The 25,246-nt window shown below is 45.4% G+C and carries 28 protein-coding genes and 1 pseudogene; 14 read left to right on the top strand and 15 right to left on the bottom strand.

Annotated features, from left to right (window positions below):
- Positions 1-293 precede the first annotated feature (293 nt).
- Positions 294-1,244, bottom strand: a complete 951-nt coding sequence (locus CX664_RS14355; protein ID WP_101747398.1) for a hypothetical protein — start codon at positions 1,242-1,244, stop codon at positions 294-296.
- A gap of 150 nt (positions 1,245-1,394) precedes the next feature.
- On the opposite strand from CX664_RS14355, the gene CX664_RS14350 reads away from it, so the two are divergent.
- Both CX664_RS14350 and CX664_RS14345 read left to right on the top strand, forming a co-directional pair.
- Positions 1,395-1,583, top strand: a complete 189-nt coding sequence (locus CX664_RS14350; protein WP_101747397.1) for a hypothetical protein — start codon at positions 1,395-1,397, stop codon at positions 1,581-1,583.
- Positions 1,584-1,660: 77 nt separating this feature from the next.
- Positions 1,661-2,116 (top strand): hypothetical protein, encoded by a 456-nt coding sequence (locus tag CX664_RS14345; protein WP_101747396.1) that lies wholly within the window; start codon positions 1,661-1,663, stop codon positions 2,114-2,116.
- Between the two features lie 189 nt (positions 2,117-2,305).
- Here CX664_RS14345 and CX664_RS14340 read toward each other — a convergent pair whose 3' ends face one another.
- The 3 genes from CX664_RS14340 to CX664_RS14330 all read right to left on the bottom strand — a co-directional run bounded on the left by CX664_RS14340 (position 2,306) and on the right by CX664_RS14330 (position 6,274).
- Positions 2,306-2,602 carry a hypothetical protein gene (locus tag CX664_RS14340; protein ID WP_101747395.1) on the bottom strand — a complete coding sequence of 99 codons (297 nt, stop codon included), beginning with the start codon at positions 2,600-2,602 and terminating at the stop codon, positions 2,306-2,308.
- Between the two features lie 120 nt (positions 2,603-2,722).
- On the bottom strand, positions 2,723-4,813 hold the full coding sequence (locus CX664_RS14335; protein WP_101747394.1) for a hypothetical protein: 2,091 nt from the start codon (positions 4,811-4,813) through the stop codon (positions 2,723-2,725).
- 333 nt (positions 4,814-5,146) lie between these two features.
- Positions 5,147-6,274 (bottom strand): hypothetical protein, encoded by a 1,128-nt coding sequence (locus CX664_RS14330; RefSeq protein ID WP_101747393.1) that lies wholly within the window; start codon positions 6,272-6,274, stop codon positions 5,147-5,149.
- Between the two features lie 302 nt (positions 6,275-6,576).
- On the opposite strand from CX664_RS14330, the gene CX664_RS14325 reads away from it, so the two are divergent.
- Both CX664_RS14325 and CX664_RS14320 read left to right on the top strand, forming a co-directional pair.
- Positions 6,577-7,158, top strand: a complete 582-nt coding sequence (locus CX664_RS14325) for a helix-turn-helix domain-containing protein (RefSeq protein ID WP_101747392.1) — start codon at positions 6,577-6,579, stop codon at positions 7,156-7,158.
- Positions 7,110-7,511, top strand: a complete 402-nt coding sequence (locus tag CX664_RS14320) for a transposase (protein WP_180966500.1) — start codon at positions 7,110-7,112, stop codon at positions 7,509-7,511. The genes CX664_RS14325 and CX664_RS14320 overlap by 49 nt, the downstream gene beginning before the upstream one ends.
- Positions 7,512-7,765: 254 nt before the next feature.
- Here CX664_RS14320 and CX664_RS14310 read toward each other — a convergent pair whose 3' ends face one another.
- Positions 7,766-8,755: a hypothetical protein gene (locus CX664_RS14310; protein ID WP_101747389.1), complete on the bottom strand. Its 990-nt coding sequence runs from the start codon at positions 8,753-8,755 to the stop codon at positions 7,766-7,768.
- Between the two features lie 653 nt (positions 8,756-9,408).
- Here CX664_RS14310 and CX664_RS14305 point away from each other — a divergent pair.
- Complete coding sequence (locus CX664_RS14305) at positions 9,409-9,969, top strand: hypothetical protein (RefSeq protein ID WP_146000021.1); 561 nt, start codon at positions 9,409-9,411, stop codon at positions 9,967-9,969.
- Between the two features lie 247 nt (positions 9,970-10,216).
- On the opposite strand, the gene CX664_RS14300 is transcribed toward CX664_RS14305, so the two are convergent.
- Complete coding sequence (locus tag CX664_RS14300; RefSeq protein WP_146000020.1) at positions 10,217-10,780, bottom strand: hypothetical protein; 564 nt, start codon at positions 10,778-10,780, stop codon at positions 10,217-10,219.
- A gap of 631 nt (positions 10,781-11,411) precedes the next feature.
- Between CX664_RS14300 and CX664_RS26445 the strand changes: the two genes are divergently transcribed.
- Complete coding sequence (locus CX664_RS26445; RefSeq protein WP_163372990.1) at positions 11,412-11,555, top strand: hypothetical protein; 144 nt, start codon at positions 11,412-11,414, stop codon at positions 11,553-11,555.
- On the opposite strand, the gene CX664_RS25765 is transcribed toward CX664_RS26445, so the two are convergent.
- Positions 11,552-12,271 (bottom strand): hypothetical protein, encoded by a 720-nt coding sequence (locus CX664_RS25765; RefSeq protein ID WP_146000019.1) that lies wholly within the window; start codon positions 12,269-12,271, stop codon positions 11,552-11,554. The genes CX664_RS26445 and CX664_RS25765 overlap by 4 nt on opposite strands.
- A 630-nt stretch (positions 12,272-12,901) precedes the next feature.
- On the opposite strand from CX664_RS25765, the gene CX664_RS14285 reads away from it, so the two are divergent.
- The 3 genes from CX664_RS14285 (at position 12,902) to CX664_RS26440 (ending at position 15,979) form a co-directional block, all read left to right on the top strand.
- Positions 12,902-13,213, top strand: a complete 312-nt coding sequence (locus CX664_RS14285; protein WP_101747384.1) for a hypothetical protein — start codon at positions 12,902-12,904, stop codon at positions 13,211-13,213.
- A gap of 18 nt (positions 13,214-13,231) precedes the next feature.
- Positions 13,232-13,615, top strand: a complete 384-nt coding sequence (locus CX664_RS14280) for a hypothetical protein (RefSeq protein ID WP_101747383.1) — start codon at positions 13,232-13,234, stop codon at positions 13,613-13,615.
- Positions 13,616-15,133: 1,518 nt separating this feature from the next.
- On the top strand, positions 15,134-15,979 hold the full coding sequence (locus CX664_RS26440) for a hypothetical protein (protein WP_180966499.1): 846 nt from the start codon (positions 15,134-15,136) through the stop codon (positions 15,977-15,979).
- 158 nt (positions 15,980-16,137) lie between these two features.
- Here CX664_RS26440 and CX664_RS14265 read toward each other — a convergent pair whose 3' ends face one another.
- The 4 genes from CX664_RS14265 to CX664_RS25755 form a co-directional block, all read right to left on the bottom strand.
- On the bottom strand, positions 16,138-16,593 hold the full coding sequence (locus CX664_RS14265; protein WP_101747380.1) for an IS3 family transposase: 456 nt from the start codon (positions 16,591-16,593) through the stop codon (positions 16,138-16,140).
- A complete protein-coding gene (locus CX664_RS14260) occupies positions 16,590-16,967 on the bottom strand; it encodes an IS3 family transposase (RefSeq protein ID WP_146000017.1) in 378 nt (125 codons plus the stop codon). The genes CX664_RS14265 and CX664_RS14260 overlap by 4 nt, the downstream gene beginning before the upstream one ends.
- Positions 16,968-17,005: 38 nt before the next feature.
- The gene (locus CX664_RS14255; protein ID WP_101747378.1) at positions 17,006-17,308 is read right to left on the bottom strand and encodes a transposase; all 303 of its coding nucleotides are present in this window, start codon (positions 17,306-17,308) and stop codon (positions 17,006-17,008) included.
- Positions 17,309-17,650: 342 nt separating this feature from the next.
- Positions 17,651-18,463 carry a hypothetical protein gene (locus CX664_RS25755; RefSeq protein WP_146000016.1) on the bottom strand — a complete coding sequence of 271 codons (813 nt, stop codon included), beginning with the start codon at positions 18,461-18,463 and terminating at the stop codon, positions 17,651-17,653.
- A 634-nt stretch (positions 18,464-19,097) separates the two neighbouring features.
- Between CX664_RS25755 and CX664_RS14245 the strand changes: the two genes are divergently transcribed.
- Positions 19,098-19,613 (top strand): hypothetical protein, encoded by a 516-nt coding sequence (locus tag CX664_RS14245; protein WP_101747376.1) that lies wholly within the window; start codon positions 19,098-19,100, stop codon positions 19,611-19,613.
- Positions 19,614-19,680: 67 nt separating this feature from the next.
- Positions 19,681-20,460 (top strand): annotated as a pseudogene (locus tag CX664_RS14240) (IS5 family transposase).
- On the opposite strand, the gene CX664_RS14235 reads toward CX664_RS14240, so the two are convergent.
- Positions 20,453-20,764, bottom strand: a complete 312-nt coding sequence (locus CX664_RS14235) for an N-6 DNA methylase (RefSeq protein ID WP_206679463.1) — start codon at positions 20,762-20,764, stop codon at positions 20,453-20,455. The pseudogene CX664_RS14240 and the gene CX664_RS14235 overlap by 8 nt on opposite strands.
- A 200-nt stretch (positions 20,765-20,964) precedes the next feature.
- Here CX664_RS14235 and CX664_RS14230 point away from each other — a divergent pair, with 200 nt between their 5' ends.
- Positions 20,965-21,984 (top strand): transposase, encoded by a 1,020-nt coding sequence (locus CX664_RS14230; protein WP_101747375.1) that lies wholly within the window; start codon positions 20,965-20,967, stop codon positions 21,982-21,984.
- A 224-nt stretch (positions 21,985-22,208) separates the two neighbouring features.
- Positions 22,209-22,403, top strand: coding sequence for a hypothetical protein (locus CX664_RS14225; protein WP_101747374.1), 195 nt, complete (start codon positions 22,209-22,211; stop codon positions 22,401-22,403).
- Here CX664_RS14225 and CX664_RS14220 read toward each other — a convergent pair.
- From CX664_RS14220 to CX664_RS14210, 3 genes are read right to left on the bottom strand one after another with little or no spacing between them, the layout of a single operon-like run.
- The gene (locus tag CX664_RS14220; RefSeq protein ID WP_146000015.1) at positions 22,400-23,068 is read right to left on the bottom strand and encodes a hypothetical protein; all 669 of its coding nucleotides are present in this window, start codon (positions 23,066-23,068) and stop codon (positions 22,400-22,402) included. The two genes, CX664_RS14225 and CX664_RS14220, sit on opposite strands and share 4 nt — an antisense overlap.
- A complete protein-coding gene (locus CX664_RS14215; RefSeq protein WP_101747372.1) occupies positions 23,028-23,441 on the bottom strand; it encodes a hypothetical protein in 414 nt (137 codons plus the stop codon). The genes CX664_RS14220 and CX664_RS14215 overlap by 41 nt, the downstream gene beginning before the upstream one ends.
- 2 nt (positions 23,442-23,443) lie before the next feature.
- Complete coding sequence (locus CX664_RS14210; protein ID WP_101747371.1) at positions 23,444-24,376, bottom strand: hypothetical protein; 933 nt, start codon at positions 24,374-24,376, stop codon at positions 23,444-23,446.
- 135 nt (positions 24,377-24,511) lie between these two features.
- Between CX664_RS14210 and CX664_RS25750 the strand changes: the two genes are divergently transcribed.
- A partial coding sequence (locus tag CX664_RS25750; RefSeq protein ID WP_146000014.1) for a hypothetical protein occupies positions 24,512-25,246 on the top strand: 735 nt, incomplete at its 3' end.

Genomic DNA, 25,246 nt, shown 5'->3' with positions numbered 1-25,246 from the left:
AGTTGTAACGAAGCAGAGTGCCTGAACAAGGAGTCAGAAATATATGATTCCATATGGTTAGCTACTTAATATAGACTGGAGCCAGACCAATGAATGTGAAATAAGGAACTGGGGGCAAATTATTAGTATTAAAAAACATAATGAGGCTATTGAATTATTGAATCAATACTCTGACCTCATCTTATTAAAATAGTTCCGCCTTTAAACAAACAACCCATTCGTTATGATAACAAGGCATAAAATTATACTGCTGCTATTTAGAATAATGATGTAAAGTTCTTCGAAAGTCAGTGTTATGAATTCTGTAAGGCCATTGTCAGTTTATTAGCAAGATCCGGCCGCCCTACGGTACCTGATTCTAGATGTTTAATCAGAACTGATGTCTCATACCCTCTAAGGGCAAAATCATTCAGAAATGTAAGCATTGCTTTTTTTATATCATTCAAGCATTCATCTTCAATTCTTCTTGTGTATTCCAAATCGAAGTGAGCACCGTGGGCACCCATGGAGAGGGCCAAGCGTTTCCAGATGGTGGGATTTTCACCGACAATTCGTAACGCTACTGGAAAGTTAAAATTACTTAAGTCTAATGACTCTCCCGTTGCCGTTATTGGTTCCAGATGATCCAGTAAGTCAGTACCAACATCATCCAGTTGAAACATCTGATTTTGATGGATAATTTCACAACTTCGTAACAGGTCAAGCTTTTCTAATCCGGCAGTCAAGCCTTCCTGAGAAAAATAGTGGCGGAAAAATTCAATTCTGGTTTTTTCCAGACTACTTTGATTATTCTCGCGTGCCTCAGAATATTGATTGAAGTGGCGGCTGGCAAACGCAAAAACGATCAACTGTTTGTGGGATAGAAAGGATAGCTTGTTAACAATCCACTGATCCAATTTGGGAAACCTGGTGGCAAAGTTATCCTGTTCAGCAAGCACCAGGCGATTGGCCGGAGTTTCTGCCATAGCATTATGTTTTTCAATCACTCGCTTTAATACGGGAGTTCGGCTTTGTTGATCGTAACCCAGATTATTCAACCCCTCTAGTAACAATTTAGCCGCTTGCTCAATGGATACTTTTGGTTGCTGAGACTGACCAGGCCAATAAGCCTGATCAGGAAGCAGGTGAAACGGTGATTCACTGTCCTGAGAATTGCTGGTAGAAGCAGCGGAAAAAGTTGGCGTGTGGTTTCCCCAAATCATGATGATAACCTCAGTTAATGATTTATTAATATGGACTGCCATCTACTTGGATAGTTCCACAAGATAAACAGATCCCGATAAATTATTCTGGCTATCTTTAAATCCCGGTTTGATATTGCACCGAGTAATGCCCAGCTGTATTTTGCTGACGTGACGCTAAGAATTGAAATCCTTGTTTCGCGACTAACGGTTATGAACCTGTTTGCTTTTTTTGGGGTGGCCAATAAATCCATGGCGTTGATGCTCGCGGATAACCGACAGTTCTCAGCTGCTTTTGATCATTTCAATGGTGCTCCCGTAGAGGCGCAGCAGATTTACCGGTTGCTTATCCGAAAACAAACACAGTTACAACTTAAGTCTAAAATTATTTACAGTACCTAGTGTGATATAGTTTCAAGCATCGGAATGAGTGAAAGATATACCAATGATAATAAATAGTTAAGATAAGGAGCCATCTTATGGATAATCGTATCCCGCCGAATTCAAAAAAAGTTACTTTTGCGAATCAAGATGTTAATCAATATCAGCTGGCTGAGGATTCTGGAGAATTTGGTGGGAAAAAGGTCTCTTCGAAAAATCCTATCAAGATGCTCATTATTTCACTTAAAAAGCTTAAAGATTTTATTATGAAGACAATTCGTGACAGACAGATAAAATTGTATAACCAGGCTCTGGTAAAGGCCCGTATAAATAAGGATTATGCTAAGAATTTAAGGAATGCGAGAATTGATAAGGCCTACTACAATTTTTTAAATGAAAGAATGAATGAAGCTGGATTTGACAAGGGTTTACTTAAAGAAAAAAACTCTAAAGAAATTGCCGGTATTCTTATAGATCATCAAATCATGACCAAGGATGATGCCGAATACCAGCATAAAATTAATGTTGACTTAGACGGTTCACCATTTTGGTAGATAAATGAGTTCAATTACTGTCAATGATAATTCATAAATATTCATATTGATGAATAAAACACTGAACTAATCAGTTTTTTTTTCGCCTGAAGAACTCTCAATTTTGCGACAATGCGCGCTGTGGCTCAGAGTTGTGCATTACCACCAGGTGATTCACTACGGCTAAAACCGTTATTCATATTAGGCAGTTTAAATTCGAACATAATTTTTCAATCTCTCCATGTGCCACTGTTTGGTTGATTCTGCCAAATATGGCATTTGCTCAGCAAAATGGGTTTTGTCCCAAGGGTTCTGTACTTTCGACTCCCAGATATTGTCGTGTAAGTAAAGTATACAGGGGGCATGTAGCTGAACATTACAGATGGTTCCATCAGCAAAGTGGATTGAGCAATCATGCTTGCAGGGTGCTGTCATGTAACAGTTTTCACCAACTTTGAACAGCGAAATATCTGAAATAGATGGGGTGTTACCAATAAGACCGGGCATTTAGTTAGTTCCTCAGTGACATGCTGTTGGTGAATTAGCCAGCTTAGACCAAATACCGGGAATTGGTAACGTATCAATAAATCGCTATCGACTTTGGATAGGTCTCAGAAGGTTTCTGTCTCATTCAGTGGTAAAACGTATCAAATCTCGATATTTTTCTGGCTGTAACCCTATGTTTTTGCAAAAATTATCAAAGAGTATTTCTATTCTATTTAAATCAATAGGTTCAACGTCATCCAATTTTAAAAATAATGGAATTTTATTTTTTTGTTGTTGCGATAGTGTATTCATCCATGAAAGTATTATCTCGTTAATTTTTCTTGCTTCCTGACCTGTTCGGGCACCATGCCAAAAACGTAATTCGAGAGTTCCATCTGGTTTACAGACTCTTTTCTCTGAATTATTGCTTGCATGTTGCGGCGCAAGTCTGATTTTAGCAGGACAATATACATGTTTTAATTCCCATAGTTGTTGAAAGGCGTACGCATAAGTATAAAAACCCGTGGGTTGCGTTGTTTTTCCGGCAGCAAGCTCTTTATTGATTAGTTGGATGGTGTGATCCAGGAGCGATTTCCACTGAGGAGCGCCATTACACATAGACAGATATGGAAAAAATTCTTCACACTCACGCTCTCTGTCAAGGGCTTTGACTAAAAAGCGTTCATTTTCTACCGAAAGTAAAAATCTGAATAACAATTCCGGATTATTTGAGATAGAGTTTCGGATATCTATATGTTTATGCCCAGATATGCCTTTCAATAAAAACAGGTCTGCAGGGGCAAGAATAAATATATCAAAAAGCTCATAAGCAGTATAAGTAGCTCCATTGCAGGTGAAAACCTGATCTATTGTATAAGGGCTGCAATTCACCTCAAAGACACCAAAATCAGGATAAAACTTACAATTCCAGTCACCGAAAGTGAAATCAAGCTCTTTAACCCGGTTGCTATTTTTAATGATTATGGAAAATTCTGATTCAGGTATATTCATGGACGACATTAAGAAAGATATATGTTCAGACCACTTTTTTATAAGGAGATCTGGTGAAAGTTTTTTACCTGGTGAACTTTCAAGGCTGAATTCAAACTCTTCTCCAAATCTTACAAGGTCGGGGTTAAATTCTGCCGTTTTTAAAAGACTATTGTTTAATAAAGAATTCTGAGTTTTAAATGCAGGTTCATCATAACAAGAATGATCACGATCTGAAAATCCATCAAAAAGAGTTTTGAATAAATGCTGTGGTGCTGCAGAGTTACAGAAGAAAGACCATAACTCACTTTTTTTAGAAGTTTCAACTGCTTTTGTATCCAGTGCATCTTTTGTGTATAGTTTGCTCCAATAATAATTATTTAATATTAAAAAAAGTGGAGATAAATTTATATGATTTTTTTCAGGGAGGAAATGGAATAGCTCTATTTTCTCATTATAAGTTTTTAAGTAGTTGCCAATTGTTTTTTTATTTAAAAAAAAGTCTCTTCCACCGCCAGAAGTCATTGAGAGCAAAAAGTCTGCGAGAAAATGATCCGGAAAGCGAAATATAGAGTCAGGTAGGTCTATGTAATTTTCAAGTTCAATTAGCAAAGGAAGTAATCCAAGAAAAAATATAATGTTTTTTTCACAAAACTGGTCTCTGCTATTTCTGACACAAAAGCCACAGGTCTTTATTAAATACTCATTATTTTCAGGCTTTGGGTACTTTTTTAAAATTTCAAATGGGTCTGTTCTTTCAAAAGAAGCCATTTCTTTATCAATTATCAACAAGAATTCAGTTAATCGGCTAATTGTATTTTCAGCTTCTGTTTCATTACAGAAACAATGTACAAATTGACTGTAAGCTTCGAGCAAATATCTTATGATTTCAGGATTGTTCCAGGCCCTGCCGATTATTGGCGCAAAATAATGAAGTTGAGTAAAATCTGAAGTTTTTGATTCTTGAGCTTTTATCTTCTTAAAGTCCCGATTGAACTTGAACTTTGCATCTTCTGAATATGTTCTTGAATCTACACCAAACAACCTTGGCTCAACTTTAGCCTCTTTCACCTGACGATAATAAGATTGACCAGGTGGTTGTAGCTCAGCTATTGAGGCATTATATACAGCCGTTGAATGTCTTTGTTGTTCTTCTATTCCTTGTAAGCTAACCATATTACACCAATTAAATTCTTTTACATTGTATTTTTCAGGATTCAGGTGGCTAAAAATTCCAATCATTTGAAACTTGATTGGAATGATGATAAGGGCTGGAAAATCTGGAGAACAACCTCGTTACCTAATTCACCTTAATGTCTATTAGACAGTGACAATTCGCATAAGTTCATAATAACCCAGTAAGAACGTATAGCAAAAAAACTCCAGGCGACTGTGCCTGTGGCAAAGCAAGTATTTGTTTCCGTTATCTTTGATCGGTCAAACGGCGCTCCCGTTGAGGCACAGCAGGTTATGCCGTTTGCCTATCCAGAGGACAATGACCAATGCCTTTTGACCCTTCGATTGCTGATCGTTCACTAAGGCTGCGAGGGGGCGGTCGGGGCTGTAAATATTCCTTCAGTTTGACGACTGAAAAGTTGGAGCAGTACCTTCTGAATTTTTAATGGAACTCTGGGGCGTTTCAGTAAAATTAGAAGTCACTGGGATATCACCTGATGTTTTAGCTAACTTGACTGACTGACGATACTGCTTTTTGCGCTCCCTTTGATGCTCCCTTTCGCGCTGGGCGTAAGCAGGATCTTTGCGAAGCTCCCTTTGGCGCTGCCTTTTGCGCTCCCTTTCGCGCTGGGCATAAGCAGGATCTTTGCGAAGCTTCCTTTGGCATTCCCTTTTACGCTTTCTTTGTTGCTCGGCGTAAGCGGGATCTTTGCGCAGCTCCCTTTGGCGCTCCCTTTTGCGCACCCTTTCGCGCTCGGCGTAAGCGGGATCTTTGCGACGCTCCCTTTGGCGCTCCCTTTGCTGCTCCCTCTGGCGCTCAGCGTAAGCGGGATCTTTGCGACGCTCCCTTTGGCGATCCTTTTTGCGCTGGGCGTAAGCGGGATCTGTCTTATAGCGCTCTCTTTGGCGCTCCCTTTTACGCACCCTTTCGCGCTCGGCGTAAGCGGGATCTTTGCGAAGCGCCCTTTGGCGCACCCTTTCGCGCTCGGCGTAAGCGGGATCTTTGCGAAGCGCCCTTTGGCGCTCCCTTTTGCGCTCGGCGTAAGCGGGATCTTTGTGAAGCTCCCTTTGGCATTCAATATGTGAAGAATTTTCATCAATAGTTTCTTCGGCTTGAATCGAGGGAGATCTATCTTGTTGAAGATGGTCACTTTTCAATCGTGGGGTAATAATCGCAATCGACGCAGTAGATTTAAAGGAATTACCAATGCCCTCTTGATTAGGAATTTGAATGGGTGGATTAAGTTTGGTATTAACATCTGTCGAGTTTTGTGAGGTTGATTGAATACCCTTTGTTAAGGAGTATATCGAAAAAGAATTATTTTCAGGATCATATTCTGCAACCTGATAATTTTTCAGTGGTATAGCTACTGGAATTGCGGGGGAATCTTTATGGTTGGTTTGATTTTGTATAGCGAAATCTTTCAGCCATTTTTTTTCAGAATTTAAATGCCCTTGAATATCAGAACTTGTAGATTGGTCAGTCATGTCATGGTTAGTTACAGGTTGTTCAACTTCAGTAACCATTCGGGAGAAAGCCTGACCTTTTGCACCAGATTCAGCTAAAGGCGTGCCTTGAATATTAGAAAGGCCATTAGGGACTGGACTTGATTGAGAAGAAGTTTGTCTATCCATTGAGTTATCGAATTATTGAATTACAGTTTAAGACCACGCTTTCTTATAAAAGTTTCTCCTTTTCGCCACTCATTCACCATTTATTTATGTCAATTAAGCATAAATAATTGCTATGGCTATTACTATTGATATGTGCCAATACCCCCCACATCAAATTTGATTAGACTGTCGCCATTTTCAGGGGGCGGCGGTTTATGAGCAGAGTTGATGGACGCAAACTAAGTCACACAGTTCACGAATCTATTCGCATAGAGGCTATTCAAAAGTGGTTGGATGTTGTTTCTGTCAAAGAAATTTCAGCGCAATACAGTACAGATCACACCTGCGTATACGACTGGATCAAACGTTATAAGGAAGGTGGGTTTGAGGCATTAAAGACCAGGCCATTTGGTGGCAGACCTCACAAACTGTCGGACCTGCAAAGGGCTGAGCTGGCTGAGATACTTCTCATCAAAAATCCCACTGACTTTGGATTTTACAAGGCGATGTGGACTCGCGATGATATTGTTGCCGCCATCATCAAAAGTGAGTTTGGTATCACCATACACCCGGCGGCTTTTGGCAAGATGCTTATAAAGAATGGGCTTTTTTTCCTCAGCGCCCGCTCTGACTGCCACAGTGCACGACCTGGGGAAAAAAGGGGGTACACCTGTCGTAGAAGCGACAGGGGCGCGGTTCGATATCAACCTGATTTCCTGCTGTCAGTGGTGAAGGCAACATGCGCTACATGGCCATCAATGGTCGCTTTAATACGGATCAGTTTATTCGTTTCCTGAAACAGCTGGTGCGCACTCATGATCGACCTATACTGGTTGTGGCCAACGGACACTCTGCCCATAAGGCTAGAAAAGTGCTCAAATATCGGCAGCAGGAGCCCCGTTTGTTGGGTATCCATATCTTGCCAGCTTATTCGCCAGTGTTGAATCCCGATGAATATGTCTGGAGTTATTTTAAGTCAGGTCACCTGGAAAGATTGATACTGCGAACCAAGGAAGCCTTTTTGAATGCAGTGAAACAAGGGCTCAGATCTCTCCAGAAACAACCGGATAAAATTTTGGGGTTTTCAGGGCTGAAGATACAGCTTATGACTGTATACAATGATTTGGATAGCATGGGCGCATATCAATAATATGATGAGTCTTCTGAATAATCAGGATTTAGACCGGCTCAATAATACCATTCGCTCGGCTGAGCATAATATGGCGAGCTTGGGTAACAATTCCCGCAATACCCTCAACAGCCTCCAAGATGAACTGGATGAATTGCAGGTCAGGCAGTCAGACATTGAGCCGCTATCAAACCCACCGTGGCGATCTGAAGGCACATCAGGCCGAGGCTATCGCCAAAGGGGATCAGGAGGTGATCAAGAATATCACCTCTGACTCAGGGTGAGATAGGTTCGATCGGGACTGTAAATACTCCTTCAGTTTGACGACTGAAAAGCGGGGGAGCAGTACTATCTAAATTTTTACCGGAACTCTGGAATGTTTCATCTAAATTAGAAGTCAGTGGTAAATCACCTGAGTTTTTATCTGAATTAACTGACTGAAGATAACGCGCTCTTGCGATCACAGCTAGCTCTTTAGCTTCTTCCTTGTTGGATGTTTGTCTTTTGATTCTTCGGTAGATCATTTTATAGATGTTTTGTCCTTCAGTGTAAACGGGATCTTTGCGAAGCTCCCTTTGGCGCTCCTTTTCACGCTCGGCATAAGCGGGATCTGTATGGTAGCGCTGCCTTTTGCGCTCCCTTTGGCGCTCCCTTTGGCGTTCCCTTTTGCGCTCGACAAGTGAAGAACTGCCATCAACATTAACTTCTGCCTGGGTTGTTTGGCTAACAGTTGTAGCTTGGTGCATGTATAACGGATTAACGACAGCAACTGGCCGTAAATCTTGTGAACTATGAATTCCGGCAGGAAGATTAGTTAACTGTAAACCTGAGTTTGTATGATTCGCTGTTGTTTGCTCTCTTTCAAGCTCGTCCCACGATATTAGCTGCTGAAAGGGAGTATTTGGTGTTAGTAATAATGCATTATTAATGGGTTTATACTCAGGCTGGTAAGGAACATATTCATCAAGAATGGATTGTGGTATCTCTTGAATACCTGTTCCAGAAGCGTTTTTTGAATCGAGGTTTGTTAGGGATGTAATATTATATTTATTCAATGAGTAAGAGTGATCAGCTTCATTTTGATATGTATCTGGTCCGCTATTGTAAGTAGGAATAGGGTTCAGTACTTGAACTGGTATGCCTTGATATATAGGCTGCTGTTCGGTGGCACCAAATTGCTGATCTTGATCTACTATGCCTAATGCGCTGGAACAAAGATAATAAAAAGAAGCATCATATGAAGGAAATTGATTGGTTTGATACATTGAATTATTGAATTGCTGAGTTACAGCTTAAGACCACGCCTTCTTATAAAAGTTCCTCTCTTTTTCAACTCATTCTTTATTTAGTGCTTGTCCGAAAACCCATCAGCCCTTGAAAACAGCAGTCTGTAACCTAACTTAATGGGTGAAAGTCTCATACTGAGCACAACTACGGTCCCTGGAGCATAGGATTTACGTCCCGGAGCCAAAATATCCTGACAAGAAAGGCGACCAAACGCAGCTATGATTTTCATGTGACAAAAGAATCATCTGCGAGAGGCTGCCCCCGATGGAAGTATGTCAGCCACTGACCATTCCCGCTAGTAATTATTGCCCTGCAATCGAGACGCTGCAACATCGGTTATCTCTTCTTCGCCAGTCATGCCATGGGCTCCACTGGGAGGATTACGAAAAGGAACTGCATAACCTCATGCAGAGCAGGAGGTTCTCTCTTAAGACCTTCGGACGTCAATGAACCTTCTATTGAGGTCAAGGGCACCGTTTATTGCAGGGTGGCTCAAAATCATCAAACATACCAATCTGCCGCTGGCCCTGTCCGGGTAAAGCGAACCCTGTATCGATCCGGCTCAGGAAGCAAATGTGTAGTCCCCCTGGAACTCCAGGCAGGGATTGTTGAAGGGTTCTGATTAGCCAGGGTGGCAAAGCAAGCGACGAGGATGGTGGCTCAGTCGCCACCATCCGAAGTTGCCAGCCTTCTTGAGTTGCTTGGAAATATTAAGCCGTCGGCCAGTACTTTGGCTCGTCTTCCTGCAAAACTCAGTGAACGGTGGGAACAGTATCTTGAACCTTTTGAGTATATTCTGGCAGACAACTTTCAGGTTCCAGCCAATGCTTTGACGGTAGCTGCCTCTCTTGATGGTGAAATGATGACTATGAAGGACGGAAAGCGCCAGGAAAAACGAGACAAGGGGGCTGCTGAAGGCAAGCGCACCAGAGGCCTTGCGGGCAAAGGCTCTCAGCTCTTTTGGCTGCATATTTTCCTAACCTTCGTTATCAGATTCAGACCTTTTTCTTTTCACCAGGCAACTAATTTCTCTTTTATGTATCCCTTGTCTTTTTTACGTCGAATTCACGTTAATAATGAAAAATCCAAAGCCCTTCAAGAGAGCCAGGTGAGCGCAGACTTATCTACTCCACGCACGTTTCACAAACCCCGCAGCGTATTATCCGGCGCGAATATCCGGGGGGCGATGTGAATGTTGGGGTAACACCAGGGGATGAAACCAATCTGCTGGATGCCCTGAAAAATGCAGGTATGAGGACGGTCTGATGCAACTCGATACCTTCTTACCCTTCGATTGCTGACCGTTCACTAAGGCTGAGAGGGGGCGATCGGGACTGTAAATATTCCTTCAGCCTGACGACTGAAAGCGGGGAGCAGTACCTTCTAAATTTTTATCGGAACTCTGGGCCGTTTCAGTTAAATTAGAAGTCAGTGGTAAATCACCTGAGTTTAACTGAATTGACTGACTGAAGATACTGCTCTCTTGCGATCACAGCTTGTTCTTTAGCTTCTTCCTTGTTGGAGGTTTGTATCGGTATTTGGATTCTTTGGCAGGTCTTTTTATAGATCTTTTGTCCCTCGGCGTAAGCGGGATCTTTGCGAAGCACCCTTTGGCGCTCCCTTTGGCGCTCTCTTTGGCGCTCTCTTTCGCGCTCGGCGTAAGCGGGATCTTTGCGAAGCTCCCTTTGGCGCTCCCTTTCGCGCTCGACGTAAGCGGGATCTGTCTGGTAGCGCTCCCTGCGGCGCTTCCTTTTGCGCTCCCTTTCGCGCTCGGCGTAAGCGGGATCTGTCCGGTAGCGCTTCCTTCGACGCTCCCTTTGGCGCTCGACGTAAGCGGGATCTTTGCGAAGCTCCCTTTGGCGCTCCCTTTGGCGCTCGGCGTAAGCGGGGTCTGTCTGGTAGCGCTCCCTTTGGCGCTCATTTTTGCGCTCGGCAAGTGAAGAACTGCCATCAACATTTACTTTTGCCTGGTTTGTTTGGTTATCACGTGTAGCTTGGTGCATGCATAACGGATTAATGGCAGCAACTGGCCGTAAATCTTGTGAACCATGAATTCCGGCAGGAAGATTAGTTAACTGTAAACCTGCGCTTGTATGATTCGCTGTTGTTTGCTCTCTAATTTCAAGCTCGTCCCACGATATTAGCTGCTGAAAGGGAGTACCTGGTGTTAGTAATAATGGATTGTGAGCGGGTTCATAATGATGCTGGTCAGGAACATATTCATCAAGAATGGATTGTGGTATCTCTTGAATATCTGTTCCAGAAGCGTTTTCTGAATCGAAGTTTGTTAGGGATGTAATATTATATTCATTCAATGAAATAGAATGATTAGCTTCATTTTGATATGTATCTGGTCCGCTATTGTAAATAGGAACAGGGTTCAGCACTTGAACTGGTATGCCTTGATAAATAGGCTGCTGTTCGGTGGCATCAAATCGCTGTTCTCGATCTACTAAACCTAATGTGCTGGAACAAAGATAAGAAAAATAAGCGTCGTATGAAGGAAATTGATTGGTATGATACATCGAATTATTGAATTGTTGAATTACAGCTTAAGACCACGCACTCTTACTAGAAGTTCCTCTCTTTCACAACTCATTCTTTATTTATGTCAACCAAGCATAAAAATTTGCAATGGCTATTACTAATAGTGACGTAAAACTCTTCGAAAGCCAGCGCTTCACAGATGAGGAAGACGGTTGTGGGCGGGTTACAGGCAGCGAGGTCATTGATGGAAACATCAATAATCTCTTTTTTCGATTGCTGACCGTTCACTAAGGCTGAGAGGGGGTGATCGGGATTGTAAATATTCCTTCAGCTTGACGACTGAAAAGCGGGGGGGCAGCACCTTCTAAATTTTTACTGGAACTCTGGGTCGCTTTAGCTAAATTAGAAGTCAGTGGTAAATCACCTGAGTTTTTAGCTGAATTGACTGACTGAAGATACTGCTCTCTTGCGATCACAGCTTGTTCTTTAGCTTCTCCCTTGTTGGTGGTTTGTATTTTGATTCTTTTGTAGGTCTTTATATAGATCTTTTGTCCCTCGGCGTAAGTGGGGTCTTTGCGATGCTCACTTTTGTGCTCCCTTTGGCGCTCCCTTTGGCGCTCCCTTTGGCGCTCGGCGTAAGCGGGATCTGTCTGGTAACGCTCCCTTTTGCGCTCCCTTTCGCGCTGGGCGTAAGCAGGATCTTTGCGAAGCTCCCTTTTGCTCTCCCTTTTGCGCTCCCTTTCGCGCTCGGCGTAAGCGGGATCTGTCTGGTAGCGCTCCCTTTGGCGCTCCCTTTTGCGCTCCTTTTGGCGAACGGCGTAAGCGGGATCTGTCTGGTAGCGCTCCCTTTGGCGCTCTCTTTCGCGCTCGGCGTAAGCGGGATCTGTCTGGTAGCGCTCCCTTTTGCGCTCCCTATCGCGCTCCCTTTTGCGCTCGGCAAGTGAAGAACTGCCATCAACATTAACTTCTGCCCGGGTTGTTTGGTTATCAAGTGTAGTTTGGTGCATGTATAACGGATTAACGACAGCAACTGGCCGTAAATCTTGTGAACTATGAATTCCGGCAGGAATATTAGTTAACTGTAAACCTGAGCTTGTATGATTCGCTGTTGTTTGCTCTCTAATTTCAAGCTCGTCCCACGATATTTGCTCCTGAAAGGGAGTACTTGGTGTTAGCAGTAATGCATTCTTGACGGATTCATAATTAGGCTGGTAAGGAACATATTCATCAAGAATGGATTGTGGTATCTCTGGAATACCTGTTCCAGAAGCGTTTTCTGAATCGAAGCTTGTTAGGGATGTAATATTATATTCATTCAATGAAATAGAATGATTAGCTTCAATTTGATATGTATCTGGTCCGCTATTGTAAATAGGAGCAGGGTTCAGCACTTGAACTGGTATGCCTTGATAAATAGGCTGCTGTTCGGTGGCACCAAATCGCTGTTCTCGATCTACTAAACCTAATCTGCTGGAACAAAGATAAGAAAAATAAGCATCGTATGAAGGAAATTGATTGGTTTGATGCATCGAATTATTGAATTGTTGAATTACAGCTTAAGACCACGTCTTCTTATAGAAGTTCCTCTCTTTCACAACTCATTCTTTATTTATGCCAACCAAGCATAAAGAATTGCTATGGCTATTACTAATAGTGACGTAAAACTCTTCGAAAGTCAGCGCCTCACAGATGAGGAAGACGGAGGCGGTCGGGTGACCGGAAACGAGGTCATGGATGGCAACGTCAACAATCTCTTTCAGGACATTTCCCGGATCGACCGAACCATTGGTGATGTGGCTTTGCGGAAGGCGTTTATCGGGATCAGTACCGACAACAACGACATTTATCTTGTTGGCCATTTGATCCTGACCGAGCCTCCCAAGGATCAGATTGTTTCTGTCTTGTTATTCAATACCGATGGCCAAGCTGACGAGCGCCTCGATGCCTGAGACCGGATCGAGAGCTATGTGGTTCCGGGCATTAAAGCATCGTGGGAGCTGGTGGGCGATCAGCTGGAAGGACAGCAATTCATTGTCGGCTATCAGCAGGAGGAATGGGCAGTGCCTGAAATTGGCGAGGTCTATAAGCTGACAACGCCAGATGAGACAGTCAGCCAGTTCATCCGTATTACTGCCTTTGATTATTACATTAAGACTTTTACCTATTTCACTGGAGTGGAGTATATCGATTTTACCCGGCGTAAGGTGGAAATGCAGATTAGCGCACCTTTGGTGACCACCTTTATCGGGGCATCTCCCGTACCCGGCGAGCCGCAGGAGGCAACCAGCCGCATTGAGGTAACGCAGATAGTGGAATCATGCAGCGCATCATACCCGCCTTTGGAATCGTGATTTCACGAAATCTCCCATGCTACCCCGAAAGACGGATTTACAATTGGTCAGCAGTCTGGTTGTTAAGCCCGAATATGACCGGCAGCTCAGAAAGCTATACAACACCTTTGGGGCTGTTGACGTTTCATTCACGTATTGAAATAAGTTTGCAAATCCGCAGTATTGCGGTTACCACACCAGCCCTACTGCGGACTTGCAATGCCCCGATTGATGCTCAATGATGAGTACTGGTCGAAGCTGACGACTATTTTCAGCCAGATCAACATCTAAGTAGTTGGCCAAATGGAATCGTATATTTCTGGCTAAGTGGGCAGTTACTATGCAAGGCACAACGTAGGGAGCATAGCCGTAGCTATGTGACCGTAGTTGTAACGCCGCAGAGTGACTGTCCACTTAGTCAGAAAATACGATTTCATTTGGTTAACTACTTAAGAGGCTTCAGCATGTGCGCCCTACTACTCTCATCATTGTGCAGAAGCATCGGGAAAATATTGAAAACTCCCCGAAGACGATAGACGTACACTCGATTAATTACTAAAAACCAAGGGACACGGAGCTGTGCAGCTTGCTCAAATGAATCGATATTTTTTCCAGCAAAACCTGAGTTAGAGCCGGGATCGGACAAAATGCTGGTCAAAAAATGAAAGCAATCGTTCTCAGACCATTCCTCACCGGGAACCTGTGCTGTTTACAGCGATTATTGAAGGCAGGAGTGTCAGCTTAAAACACTTGATGGTTGATACCACATAGTGTAGTTTCTGGTAGCCCTGTTTAACCTGTGTTCTGAACTTGCTGATAGCCTGGCTGATCGGGCAGTATGGTTTCTTTTGGCCTGGATGAATGAGTTATGGAAAGATCTATTGAATTGGGCATTTATCAATGATCAGCGGGAATTGCTGATGCTTGGTTGACATAAATAAAGAATGAGTTGTGAAAGAGAGGAACTTCTATAAGAGGGCGTGGTCTTAAGCTGTAATTCAACAATTCGATAATTCGATGTATCAAACCAATCAATTTCCTTCATACGATGCTTATTTTTCTTATCTTTGTTCCAGCACATTAGGTTTAGTAGATCGAGAACAGCGATTTGGTGCCACCGAACAGCAGCCTATTTACCAAGGCATACCAGTTCAGGTGCTGAACCCTGTTCCTATTTACAATAGCGGACCAGATACATATCAAAATGAAGCTAATCATTCTATTTCATTGAATGAATACAATATTACATCCCTAATAAACTTCGATTTAGAAAACGCTTCTGGAACAGATATTCAAGAGATACCACAATCCATTCTTGATGAATATGTTCCTTACCAGCATGATCATGAACCCGTTTACAATCCATTATTACTAACACCAGGTACTCCCTTTCAGCAGCTAATATCGTGGGACGAGCTTGAAATTAGAGAGCAAACAACAGCGAATCATACAAGCGCAGGTTTACAGTTATCTAATCTTCCTGCCGGAATTCATAGTTCACAAGATTTACGGCCAGTTGCTGTCGTTAATCCGTTATGCATGCACCAAGCTACAAGTGATAACCAAACAACCCAGGCAGAAGTTAATGTTGATGGCAGTTCTTCAATTGCCGAGCGCAAAAGAGAGCGTCAAAGGGAGCGCCAAAGGGAGCGCCAAAGGGAACGCTACCAGACAGATCCCACTTACGCCGAGCGCAAAAGGGAGCGCCAAAGGGAGCTTCGCAAAGATCCCGCTTACGTCCAGCGCGATAGGGAGCGCAAAAGGGAGCGCTACCAGACAGATCCTGCTTACGCCGAGCGCGAAAGGGTGCGCCAAAGGGGTCGCTACCAGACAGACCCCGCTTACGCCAAGCGTCATAGGGAGCGCCAAAGGGAGCTTCGCAAAGATCCCGCTTACGCCAAGCGCGAAAGGGAGCGCGAAAGGGTGCGCCAAAGGGAGCGCTACCATACAGATCCCGCTTACGCCGAGCGCGAAAGGAAGCGCAAAAGGGAGCACCAAAGGAAGCTTCGCAAAGATCGCGCTTACGCCGAGCGCGAAAGGAAGCGCAAAAGGGAGCACCAAAGGGAGCTTCGCAAAGATCGCGCTTACGCCGAGCGCGAAAGGGAGCGTAAAAGGGAGCACCAAATGGAGCTTCGCAAAGATCCCGCTTACGCCGAGGGACAAAAGATCTATATGAATACCTACAAAAGAATCAAAATACAAACCTCCAACAAGGAAGAAGCTAAAGAGCAAGCTGTGATCGCAAGAGAGCGGTATCTTCAGTCAGTCAATTCAGCTAAAAACTCAGGTGATTTACCACTGACTTCTAATTTAACTGAAACGACCCAGAATTCCCGTGAAAATTCAGAAGGTACTGCCCCCCCCGCTTCTCAGTTGTCAAACTGAAGGAATATTTTCAGTCCCGATCGAACCTATCTCACTCTGATTGAACGGTCAGTAATCGAAGGGTCATAAGGTATTGGTCACTGTCCTCTGGATAGGCAAACGGTAAAACTTGCTGTGCCTCTAAAAGATGTAGTGGTCAAGTAAAAATGGACACCTGATTAAGCCGCTTTCCTGAATTCCTGTTGCTCAAAGTCCACAGGGCTCACGCAATCAAGATAGGAATGAAGTCTGCGGTTGTTGTAGAACAAAATGTAATCAACAACCGCTCCTTCAACATCTGCTCTTGTTTCGAAAATATAATGGTCAGTCCTTTCCCTTTTCAGACTTCCAAAGAAACGTTCGGTCACCGCATTATCCCAGCAGTTTCCCTTACGGCTCATACTGCCGATCATGCCATACTCTCTGAGCTGAGCCTGATAGTCCAGAGAAGCATACTGACTCCCTTGATCTGAATGGTGGAGTACTCCCAGGCCAGGCTTACGACTCCACCACGCCATTCTCAACGCCTCTAACGGCAGTTCTGTAGTCATCGACTGTTCATTGACCAGCCCACGATTTTCCTTGAATAGAGGTCCATAACCACTGCCAGATACAACCATCCCTCGCGAGTTCATAAATAAGTCATATCTGTCGTATAGACCTTATTCGCCTTCGTGACTGCAAACTCCCTGTTCAGGAGATTTTCTGCAACTGGAAACTTGTGCCTGCTATTCGTCGTCACCTTGAATTTTTTTGCATACTTCACGACCAGCCCCAACCGTTTCATCAGTGTTGTTGCCTGATGGCGACCTATGCTGTAACCCTTGCTTCGCAGTGCTTTTGCCATTCTTCGGCTGCCATATGAGCGATCAGAGTCGACAAAAATCTGCTGCGCATCAGCCTCCAGGCGGAACTGTTCAGCCCTGGAGTTCTCCTGCTGAGTCTGTTGTTTCTGCCAGCGGTAAAAGCCACTGCGCCCCACTTGCATCACTTTGCAGAGTACCTGCACCGGATAGACAACCTTCTCCTGTTGTATGAATGCAAACCTTACAACAGTTCTTTCGCGAAGAAGGCCGTCGCCTTTTTTAGGATTTCCTGCTCCATTTTCAACTGGCGATTTTCAGCTTCCAGCTCATTTATTCGCTGTTGATCAGGAGTCAGAGCTTGCTGCCCTTTGCCAGGAAAAGACATTTCCTTTTTTTCATTCTGCTCACGTACCCAGCGTCTTAGGTTACCATCATGGATACCAAGACTTCTGGCCACTTCTGTAGCAGCCTGCCCCTGTTCAACTACCATAGCAATGGCTTTACGCTTAAATTCCGGAGAATAATTCTTACGCTGCTTTGTCACTTTCTACCTCGTCATCAATGGCACTATTGTGCTTAACGAGGAGTCCTAAGTCATTAAACCACTTCACTCCAAGGCGGTTAGTAAATCAATGACATTAACGCTCCCGGATAACCGGCAGTTTTCCGTTATCTTTGCCGTGAAAGAAAATTGCCACGGAGGCACAGAGACACGGAGAACAGAAAAACGCTTTTCCTCTGTGTCTCCGTGACTCTGTGGCTAAAGCTTTCATGACAGAGGGTGACAAACCATCGTCATGAACATTTGATCGTTCTAATGGGGCTCCCATTGAGGCACAACAGCTTATGCCGTTTGCCTACCCGGACGATAGCGACCATTACCTTCTTACCCTTCGATTGCTAACCGTTCACTAAGGCTGAGAGGGGGCGATCGGGACTGTAAATATTCCTTCAGCTTGACGACTGAAAGGCGGGGGGGGGCAGTACCTTCTGAATTTTTACTGCAACTCTGGGGCGTTTCAGTAAAATTAGAGGTCAGTGGTAAATCACCTGAGTTTTTAGCTGAATTGACTGACTGAAGATACCGCTCTCTTGCGATCACAGCTTGCTCTTTAGCTTCTTCCTTGTTGGAGGTTTGTATTTTGATTCTTTTGTAGGTATTCATATAGATCTTTTGTCCCTCGGCGTAAGCGGGATCTTTGCGAAGCTCCCTTTGGCGTTCCTTTTGGCGCTCGGCGTAAGCGGGATCTGTCTGGTAGCGATCCCTTTGGTGCTCCCTTTGGCGCTCGGCGTAAGCGGGATCTGTCTGGTAGCGATCCCTTTGGCGCTCCCTTTTGCGCTCCCTTTGGCGCTCGGCGTAAGCGGGATCTGTCTGGTAGCGATCCCTTTGGCGCTCCCTTTCGCGTTCCCTTTCGCGCGCGGCATAAGCGGGATCTTTGCGAAGCTCCCTTAGGCGCTCCCTTTTGAGCTCCCTTTGGCGCTCGGCGTAAGCGGGATCTGTCTGGTAGCGCCCCCTTTGGCGCTCCCTTTGGCGCTCCCTTTGGCGCTCGGCGTAAGCGGGGTCTGTCTGGTAGAGCTCCCTTCGGCGCTCCCTTTCACGCACCCTTTGGCGTTCTCTTTTGCGCTCGGCAAGTGAAGAACTGCCATCAACATTAACTTCTGCCCGGGTTGTTTGATTATCACTTGTAGCTTGGTGCATGCATAACGGATTAACGACAGCAACTGGCCGTAAATCTTGTGAACTATGAATTCCGGCAGGAATATTAGTTAACTGTAAACCTGAGCTTGTATGATTCGCTGTTGTTTGCTCTCTAATTTCAAGCTCGTCCCACGATATTTGCTCCTGAAAGAGAGTACTTGGTGTTAGTAATAATGCATTCTTGACGGATTCATAATTAGGCTGGTAAGGAACATATTCATCAAGAATGGATTGTGGTATCTCTGGAATACCTGTTCCAGAAGCGTTTTCTGAATCGAAGTTTGTTAGGGATGTAATATTATATTCATTCAATGAAATAGAATGATTAGCTTCATTTTGATATGTATCTGGTCCGCTATTGTAAGTAGGAATAGAGTTCAGCACTTGAACTGGTATGCCTTGATAAATAGGCTGCTGTTCGGTGGTACCAAATTGCTGTTCTTGATCTGCTAAACCTGATGCGCTGGAACAAAGATAAGAAAAAGAAGCATCGATTGATGGAAGTTGATTGATTTGATCCATTGAATTATTGAACTATTGAATTACAGATTAAGATCACGGTTTCTTATAAAAGTTCCTCCCATTCACCACTCATTCACCATTTATTTATGTCAACCACGCATAAAGAATTGCTATGGCTATTACTAATAGTGACGTAAAACTCTTCGAAAGTCAGCGCCTCACAGATGAGGAAGACGGTGGCGGTCGGGTGACCGGAAACGAGGTCATGGATGGCAACGTCAACAATCTCTTTCAGGACACTTCCCGGATCGACCGAACCATTGGTGATGTGGCTTTGCCTAAGGCGTTTATCGGGATCAGCACCGACAACAATGACATTTACCATGGAGGCCATTTGATCCTGACCGAGCCTCCCAAGGATCAGAATGTTTCTGTCTTGTTGTTCAATACCGACAGCCAAACCGACGAGCGCCTCGATGCCAGAGACCGGATCGAGAGCTATGTGGTTCCGGGCATTAAAGCATCGTGGGAGCTGGTAGGCGATCAGCTGGAAGGGCAGCGAGCCGTTGTCGGCTATCAGCGGGAGGAATGGGCGGTGCCTGAAATTGGTGAGGTCTATAAGCTGACAACGCCAGATGAGACAGTCAGCCAGTTCATCCGTATTAGAGACTGTTGTAAAAGTTACTGACCATTAACTCAGGATAAAAACTCAACGTCGTCTATAACTACAGTATCTGATTAGTTTAAGGAGGATAATTATGTATCCATCCGACCTGACCGATGACGAGTGGGCAATCCTCAAGCCTCTATTCCCTGACCCTGGCTATGATACTCCAAAAAATGGGCGACCACGTGACTGGAGTTATCGTCTGATATTGAATGCCATATTCTATCTCACTAAAACAGGCTGTCAGTGGCGAATGCTGCCTTCTGACTTTCCACCATGGAGTACTGTCTACACCTATTTCCGAATCTGGAAACAAGATGGCACATGGAAGAAGGTGCATGATGCTCTTCGTGACCAGGTGCGAATTCAGGCGGGCAAAGAGCCACAACCAACAGCAGCAAGCATTGACTCCCAATCCGTGAAAACCTCGGTAAAAGGGGGGATCGAGGCTATGATGGCGGGAAGAAAATAAAAGGCAGAAAACGTCATATAGCTGTTGATACTCTTGGCCTGATTCTGGTGGTATGGGTACACGCAGCCGCATTTAGTGATAGTTTTGCAGGTCAGTTCATACTGGCTCACCTTAAGAAATACTTTAAAAACATCCGGAAAGTCTGGGCTGATTGTGGCTACCGGGGGTTACCTTGAAGAGTGGTTTTATCGCTTCAAACCCAAAAGGGAACTTGAAATCACAAAACGCCCACGGGGAAAGTTTGTCGTTCAAGCCAGGCGCAGGGTTGTGGAGAGAACCTTTGGCTGGTTTGAAGGATCCAGACGTTTATCTAAAGACTATGAGCAGCTGCCAAGGAGTTCAGAAGCCTTCGTTTATATATGCATGATTCGCATAATGCTACGAAGGCTTAAGTAGTTTTAAAACAGCCTCTCTCAAATACCTTCAGAATTTCTGCGATATGTTCATCAGTCAGCAGGTTGTTATTGATGCTGGTTTGCCCGTGCATGGCGAGCTGGGCAATCAGTTTCGACACCTGCTGAGGGGTAAAAAATTCTCCACCGGATTTACCCGCATTAGCGGCATAATTGGAAATCAGAAACTCGTAGGCATCGCCGAACAGGTCGATATCGCTGCTGTGGAAATCGCCAAAATCCAAACCAGCCACACCTTTGAGCACCGCTGCTAAACGACGGTTTTTGTCAGTAACGGTATTGCCCAAACGATTGCTGGTGGTATCAAAATCGGCAAACAGGCCTTTTACTCGACTCTAAAGTTTTAGTCTGATTATTGGGTCAAATTTGAGCAGGTCTCACTGCTGCTACTCGGACTTTAGCTGCGCAGAGTCTTCATCGTGGCAACAGGAGGCCTGCTGTACCAAGCTTGGTTGCAAAGTAATGTATTGGCAACATTCATGTAACCATGCTCATACGTATTCTTCCCTGCGCTACCCAATTTATTGATCATCTCGATCAAGCTTTACGTCGCGATCCGCAAGCTCAGCGACTGACTATCAAGCAACGCTATTTTCTGGCATTTGTCATTTCGGCAATGATTCTGACGCAGAAGCTATGTTGGGCAACCATGGAACGTCGAAGCCTTGGCCAATACACATCAGCCGCCTTATGGTGGATGTTTTACCGATCCGAAATTGTCTGGCATCTACTGCTACGCATCAGTGTTCTCGTCATTATTGACCGCTATGGTTTATCAGAGGGAAATCTTCTTATTGACGACACCGGGCGCTCACGATGCAAACGAACCAAAAAGATAGGCAAGACCCACAAGATTAGGGAGAAGAAGACCAGTGGTTATGTCAACGGTCAGGAGCTGGTCTTTCTGGTTTTACAAACCCCGCTGGTGACCATTCCCATTGACTTCCGGTTCTATATGCCTGACCCGAAGATGACCGAATGGCGGAAGAAAAGAGACTTGTTGAAAAAACAGGGAGTTCCTCCAAAGGGTCGACCTCCCAAGCCAAAGCCCAACAGTGAGTACCCAACAAAACAGCTGCTGGCGCTGGATATGATTCAGGCTTTCCAACGGCACTTTCCTGATATAAACGTCACCGGCATCCTGGCGGATGCTCTCTATGGTGATGCCCATTTTATGGATGGAGCTTCCTCAATCTTATCGGGAACACAGGTGGTTAGCCAGCTCCGTTGGAACCAGATGGTGATCTACAAAAACAAAGAAGTTAATCTGAAGACCTATTTTGACAGTTATCTCGGGCCTGGCGTTAAAAAAACGCTGGTCATACGAGGAGGAAAGGAGCAAAAGGTGACGGTATTGTCTGCCCGTCTCAAGGTCAAAGCCCATGGGCAGAAGCGATTTATTATTGCTTTGAAATACGAGGGAGAGGACGACTATCGCTATCTGGCCGCCACGGATGTTTCCTGGCGTCATGATGATATTGCCAGGCTTCACACGCTGAGGTGGTAGATCGAGGTGTTCTTTGAGGACTGGAAACTTCATGAGGGCTGGTGCAACAGAGCCTTGCAGCAAGGCATTGAAGGGTCTGAGCGTGGCGTGATCCTGAGCGTGCTGTGTGACCATATGTTGCTCCTTCATCCTGAACAATCTGCCCGCTTGGAACACAAGCAGCCCCGGGCGGGCAGCCTGCGCTTACCGTTGGCTGTCTGGTCGAGAAGCTCAGAATTGATGCGTTGCTGGATATCATCCGGACAGTTGTGGAGTCAGAAAATCCTCAGGAGCAGTTCAAGAAGCTGACGGAGTCTCTGGAAGACTACCGGCCAGTGAGAATATCCAGCAAGCATATGGCGGGCAGGGAGCTGGGGAGAATGATGCCAACTGCTTCACTCAAGTATCGTTTGCCTGAATATCAAACACTCGTGCATTAGAAACTTGAGAGTCGAGTGTTAGCATCAATCAGGCTCAACGGATCGGCAAAGGTAACGGTGCCTGCCTCTCTATCGACGGTGTATTGATCGCTGGCCAGCAAAGCCCCGGCACTATCCTCCACCACTATTTCTGCCTGATGGTCACGAGCCAGTTTAATCACCTGACCTGCCGCTGTAGTACCTGCGTCGGTAGTTGCCGTATGACTGATAACCACAATCTCCCCGGCTCGATAGATAGGCACTTTGCCATCGGGAGGCAGACGCACCGGATCGAGGCCGATCAATTCAGCATCAAGCGGCAGGCTGGTTTCCACCACGCAATTGTAACGGACACTTTGCGGGATCACGTAAATCGGATCAGTACCATCATCAATCTGCTTTGCTACGTTTCTGGTGGTTTCATAGGTTGTCCAGTCATCTGCGCTTTTGGAAACGCTCGGCACGTTGGATAACTGCTCGACCAAAAATTGCAGCTGGATAGAACCTGGCAGCAGGGGAGCTCCCGGAATGGTGCCGCTCATAACGCCCTGACCATCCACAGCCACAATGACCTCACCACCGGCACTGGTGCCTTCTTCATAGGTCAGCTGTATTTCGGTGCCACTATCGGGCAGGTTATCCAGCTTAAAGCTCAACTCGCCGGGAGCGTAATGGATCGCTACCATCCCCCGTTAGCAAGCCGTTGGCTTGATCGGTCAGGGTTTTATTCTCCCCGGAGGAAACATACGTCCCCGTCATAGAGCCGGGTTTGATACCGGGCTTCTCAACGGTATGCCGGAAGGTCATATCCACCACCGGCACCGAGCCCGTGCGGATGGTCACTTCATCATCATTCTGCGCCACATAGCTGAATACAATGGCACTGTCCGGATCGGGCAGCGCATCGAGCGTGATCGCCGCCGAGCCGGTGGCAAACAGAATGGTGCCGGTTCCAGAACCCGTCATCTGCCCATTACCGGGGTCACGAATATCCTGCCATTTGCCGAGGGCGATATAGCTGACCACCAGTGTTCCCGGCCTTGGCTTGGCCTCGGCCATGTTCAGGGTGTAATTGAACCCCCGATTTTGGCCTGTGACCGGGATACCGGGATAGCGCCACTGATCGCTGTCCCGGTTATGGCCACCGCTGGCTGATAGGAGGCATTGGTTGTGGTCGTGGTATAGCTGCTCGCTCGCCAGACGTTAATCTCCCCCAGGTCATAATCCACGGTCAGCTTGCTGTAATTATTGGTGCCGCTTTTATGGAGCAGACTGCCTGCGCCGTTATCCTCGAAGGTGCCGCCCTCTAGCGACAAGGTCAGGGTTCCGGGCAAAGCGCCCCGCTGAAGATAGGTACGGCTCTGGTTGCCGCTGATATGAACAAAACGACAACTAATGGATCGGTTGCTGCCAGAGGTCGCCACCATCGTCTTGCCGGTATAACCGCCGTATTGATCCAGCAACGGGCTTTCTACCTTGGCGCTCGGCACCAGAGGCGCATAAACGCTCTCGGCCTTCACCGTCAGGTCGCCTGCGGTAATGTTGGCGCTCATTGGCTGGATGCCATAGTAACGGCTGGTGTCGGCTATCTGCGTCTCTTGAATGCGACTGGTCTCTTCCTCTGGCTCCCCCGGCACTGGTGGCGCTCCGACAAAGGTCGTTACCAAGGGAGCACTGATCTCCATTTCCACCTTTCGCCGGGTAAAATCCACATATTCCTGCCCGTTGTTACAGGTGAAGGTCTCAATGGAATGGCTGACCGAAGTAATACGGATAAACTGGCTGATTTTTTCATCTGGCGTAATTAGCTTATAGACCTCGCCAATTTCAGGCACCGCCCATTCCTCCCGCTGATAGCCGACAACGGCTCGCTGTCCTTCCAGCTGATTGCCCACCAGCTCCCATGATGCCTTGATACCGGGAACGACATAGCTCTCGATCCGGTCTCTGGCATCGAGGCGCTCGTCGGTTTGGCTGTCTGTGTTGAATAACAAGACAGAAACATTCTGATAGCCATAACAATTCCTTATGCTTGGTTGACATAAATAAATGGTGAATGAGTGGTGAATGGGAGGAACTTTTATAAGAAACAGTGGTCTTAATCTGTAATTCAATAGTTCAATAATTCAATGGATCAAATCAATCAACTTCCTTCATTCGATGCTTCTTTTTCTTATCTTTGTTCCAGCGCATCAGGTTTAGTAGATCAAGAACAGCAATTTGGTACCACCGAACAGCAGCCTATTTATCAAGGCATACCAGTTCAAGTGCTGAACTCTACTCCTACTTACAATAGCGGACCAGATACATATCAAAATGAAGCTAATCATTCTATTTCATTGAATGAATATAATATTACATCCCTAACAAACTTCGATTCAGAAAACTCTTCTGGAACAGGTCTTCAAGAGATACCACAATCAATTCTTGATAAATTTGTTCCTTACCACCCTGATTATGAAGCAGTTAATGATGCATTATTACTAACATCAGTTACTCCCTTGCAGCAGCTAATATCATGGGACGAGCTTGAAATTAGAGAGCAAACAACAGCGAATCATACAAGCTCAGGTTTACATAATGTTTCTGCCGGAACTCATAGTTCACAAGATTTACGGCCAGTTACTGTGGTTAATCCGTTATACATGCACCAAGCTACAAGTGATAACCAAACAACCCAGGCAGAAGTTAATGTTGAGGGCAGTTCTTCACTTGCCGAGCGCAAAAGGGAGCTTCGCAAAGATCCCGCTTACGCCGAGCGCAAAAGGGAGCGCCAAAGGGAGCTTCGCAAAGATCCCGCTTACGCCGAGCGCGAAAGGGAGCGCAAAAGGGAGCTTCGCAAAGATCCCGCTTACGCCGAGCGC

Origin of the sequence: Endozoicomonas acroporae (assembly GCF_002864045.1) — a bacterium.
Lineage (GTDB): Bacteria > Pseudomonadota > Gammaproteobacteria > Pseudomonadales > Endozoicomonadaceae > Endozoicomonas > Endozoicomonas acroporae.
This window is presented reverse-complemented; position numbering and strand designations above follow the sequence as displayed.

Excerpts from the sequence above, each read along its gene's own strand:
- CX664_RS14245 (WP_101747376.1), top strand. The coding sequence starts at position 19,098 with ATGGCTATTACTAATAGTGACGTAAAACTCTTCGAAAGTCAGCGCCTC.
- CX664_RS14350 (WP_101747397.1), top strand. The coding sequence starts at position 1,395 with ATGAACCTGTTTGCTTTTTTTGGGGTGGCCAATAAATCCATGGCGTTG.
- CX664_RS14265 (WP_101747380.1), bottom strand. The coding sequence starts at position 16,593 with ATGAACTCGCGAGGGATGGTTGTATCTGGCAGTGGTTATGGACCTCTA.
- CX664_RS14310 (WP_101747389.1), bottom strand. The coding sequence starts at position 8,755 with ATGTATCAAACCAATCAATTTCCTTCATATGATGCTTCTTTTTATTAT.
- CX664_RS14285 (WP_101747384.1), top strand. The coding sequence starts at position 12,902 with ATGGCTATTACTAATAGTGACGTAAAACTCTTCGAAAGTCAGCGCCTC.
- CX664_RS14230 (WP_101747375.1), top strand. The coding sequence starts at position 20,965 with ATGCTCATACGTATTCTTCCCTGCGCTACCCAATTTATTGATCATCTC.
- CX664_RS14325 (WP_101747392.1), top strand. The coding sequence starts at position 6,577 with ATGAGCAGAGTTGATGGACGCAAACTAAGTCACACAGTTCACGAATCT.
- CX664_RS14330 (WP_101747393.1), bottom strand. The coding sequence starts at position 6,274 with ATGGTTACTGAAGTTGAACAACCTGTAACTAACCATGACATGACTGAC.
- CX664_RS25755 (WP_146000016.1), bottom strand. The coding sequence starts at position 18,463 with ATGCACCAAGCTACAAGTGATAATCAAACAACCCGGGCAGAAGTTAAT.
- CX664_RS14220 (WP_146000015.1), bottom strand. The coding sequence starts at position 23,068 with ATGGTAGCGATCCATTACGCTCCCGGCGAGTTGAGCTTTAAGCTGGAT.
- CX664_RS14320 (WP_180966500.1), top strand. The coding sequence starts at position 7,110 with ATGGCCATCAATGGTCGCTTTAATACGGATCAGTTTATTCGTTTCCTG.
- CX664_RS14300 (WP_146000020.1), bottom strand. The coding sequence starts at position 10,780 with ATGCACCAAGCTACACGTGATAACCAAACAAACCAGGCAAAAGTAAAT.
- CX664_RS14340 (WP_101747395.1), bottom strand. The coding sequence starts at position 2,602 with ATGCCCGGTCTTATTGGTAACACCCCATCTATTTCAGATATTTCGCTG.
- CX664_RS14215 (WP_101747372.1), bottom strand. The coding sequence starts at position 23,441 with ATGGCCGAGGCCAAGCCAAGGCCGGGAACACTGGTGGTCAGCTATATC.
- CX664_RS25765 (WP_146000019.1), bottom strand. The coding sequence starts at position 12,271 with ATGCACCAAACTACACTTGATAACCAAACAACCCGGGCAGAAGTTAAT.
- CX664_RS14355 (WP_101747398.1), bottom strand. The coding sequence starts at position 1,244 with ATGGCAGTCCATATTAATAAATCATTAACTGAGGTTATCATCATGATT.
- CX664_RS26445 (WP_163372990.1), top strand. The coding sequence starts at position 11,412 with ATGGCTATTACTAATAGTGACGTAAAACTCTTCGAAAGCCAGCGCTTC.
- CX664_RS14345 (WP_101747396.1), top strand. The coding sequence starts at position 1,661 with ATGGATAATCGTATCCCGCCGAATTCAAAAAAAGTTACTTTTGCGAAT.
- CX664_RS14335 (WP_101747394.1), bottom strand. The coding sequence starts at position 4,813 with ATGATTGGAATTTTTAGCCACCTGAATCCTGAAAAATACAATGTAAAA.
- CX664_RS26440 (WP_180966499.1), top strand. The coding sequence starts at position 15,134 with ATGCACCAAGCTACAAGTGATAACCAAACAACCCAGGCAGAAGTTAAT.